This is a genomic window from Pantoea sp. CTOTU49201 (assembly GCF_032054795.1).
GTDB classification, from domain to species: domain Bacteria; phylum Pseudomonadota; class Gammaproteobacteria; order Enterobacterales; family Enterobacteriaceae; genus Pantoea; species Pantoea symbiotica.
This window is the reverse complement of sequence record NZ_DAMBSA010000525.1, coordinates 415-2,629: the sequence shown is the minus strand read 5'-3', so window position 1 is coordinate 2,629 and position 2,215 is coordinate 415. Positions and strand designations below refer to the sequence as shown.

Here is a 2,215-nt window from a genome sequence, read left to right as displayed (position 1 = left end):
CCATCCGCAAACCGCGATGAGTATTGGGCAGATGCTGGGGATCGGTAACGCCAGCACCGCTATTACCGGACGTGAACTGGAAGTGATGGATGATCATCAACTTGGCGAGGCGGCGCAGGCGTACGACATCTTTGCCCGTACCAGCCCGGAAGATAAGTTCCGTTTGGTGCAGGCGCTGCAAAGTAAGAAAGAAGTGGTCGGGATGACCGGCGATGGCGTTAACGATGCGCCTGCGCTGAAGCAGGCCGATGTGGGTATCGCCATGGGGATCAAAGGCACCGAAGTGACCAAAGAAGCCGCCGATATGGTGCTGACCGACGATAACTTTGCCACCATCGCCAGCGCGGTGCGGGAAGGGCGGCGAGTGTATGACAACCTGAAAAAGACCATTTTGTTCATCATGCCAACCAACCTCGCGCAGGGTTTGCTGATCATCATTGCCTTGCTGGCGGGTAACTTAATTCCGCTGACGCCGGTATTGATTCTGTGGATGAACATGGCGACCTCCGCCACGCTCTCTTTTGGCCTGGCGTTTGAAGCGGGTGAACCCAATATCATGCGTCGTCCGCCACGCGATCCCAAACTGCATGTGATGGATGGTTTCGCCATCTGGCGCGTGATTTTTGTTGGTTCGATGATCGCCATCAGCGCCTTCGTGCTGGAAGCCTGGCTGCAACCGCGCGGCTATTCGCCGGAATTTATTCGTACGGTGTTATTACAAACGCTGGTGACAGCGCAGTGGTTCTATATGCTGAACTGCCGTGTGTCTGACGGCTTCTCACTCAGCAAAGGCTTGCTGATGAATAAAGGCATCTGGATCGTTAGCGGCGTGCTGCTGGTCCTGCAATTGCTGATTATTTACGCGCCGTTTATGCAGCTGCTGTTTGGTACCACCGCGCTACCGTTACGCTACTGGATTATTACTCTGATCATTGGCTTCGTGATGTTTTTAATTGTCGAAATCGAAAAACCATTAACCCGGAGATTCAGAATCAATTAATAGCGCGTGACATTCAGGCCGTTGCAATCACGGCCTGAATGTTTTTCGTCACTTGACCTCAAACAAGGCCCAGCGCACAGGTTTTTCTCTATAATACATTTTGTATAGGATGAAGGATCTTAATGATGGGATTGAACGAGTTTCCTTTATGGTCAAGACTTTTGCGCGTACTGTTAATTCTCGCCACGCTGACCATAATTCTGACCGGTATTTATCTGGCATCAGCGTTAATTAATCAGGTGATGCTGTCGCTGTTTCTGGCGATAATGCTCGACCCATTAATCAGTCGGCTGGAAAGAAAACGCGTGCCGCGTTTACTCTCATCCCTGCTGGTGATTGTGCTGCTGCTACTGGTGATTGTGTTCACTATTATCAAACTCACGGTATTAACCCCCGATTTAATCCAGCTAAGCCGCCAGGCACCGCAGCTACTGGCCGAACGCTTCGAACCGGTGACGCAGACGTTTACTCATCTGGGCATTGTGTTGACGCCCAACGACATGCTGGCGTTTGTGGATGCGGGGGCGGTGGTACGCTTTGTCACCGGTTTTCTCACGCAAATACCCAGTATTCTTTCCTGGTGGCTGATGGTCTTTCTGATGCTGTTTTTCATGCTGTATGAAATGAAAAATTTGAAAACTCTGCTGCGTAAACAAGCCGAAGGGAAATATCAGCGCTATTACGTGGCGCTGGAAGAGGGCGTGCAAAGTGTGATCGTTTATGCCCAGGTAAAAACCCTGACCAGTATTGTCGGCGGCATTATTGTCTGGGCAGGCGCGCATCTTCTCGGCCTGAAATTCGCCTTTTTCTGGGGCGTGTTGATGTTTGTCTTCAACTATATTCCGGTGTTGGGTTCATTTATGGCGGCGATCCCGCCTGTGCTGCAAAGTTATATGCTGTACGATATCCAAACCGCATTGGTGGTCGCGCTGTTCTTTGTGGCGCTGAATTTAATCCTGAGTTCAGTGATTGAGCCGTTATTATTGGGCAAACGATTAAATATGGCGCTCACCACCCAGCTACTGGCGTTTCTTATCTGGCAGTCGTTGTTGGGTATTATCGGCGCAATTCTGGCGATTCCGTTGACGTTTATGTTGAAAAAGATATTACTGGCGAGCGCTGGGAATGAAACGCAGGGAGAGCATTTTTCAAAAAGGTCGCCATAAATGGCGACCCTACGAACACCGTTCTCGCTTTTGTAGGGTCGCCATTTAT

The 2,215-nt window shown here is 50.4% G+C and carries 2 protein-coding genes; both read left to right on the top strand.

The window, feature by feature from the left end; all coding sequences use genetic code 11:
* Window positions 1–1,000 (top strand): HAD-IC family P-type ATPase (locus RTY00_RS23240; RefSeq protein ID WP_312666533.1); only part of this gene is annotated, 1,000 nt, incomplete at its 5' end.
* Window positions 1,001–1,125: 125 nt separating this feature from the next.
* Window positions 1,126–2,166, top strand: coding sequence for an AI-2E family transporter (locus RTY00_RS23235; RefSeq protein ID WP_312666534.1), 1,041 nt, complete (start codon window positions 1,126–1,128; stop codon window positions 2,164–2,166).
* The last annotated feature ends 49 nt before the right edge of the window (window positions 2,167–2,215 follow it).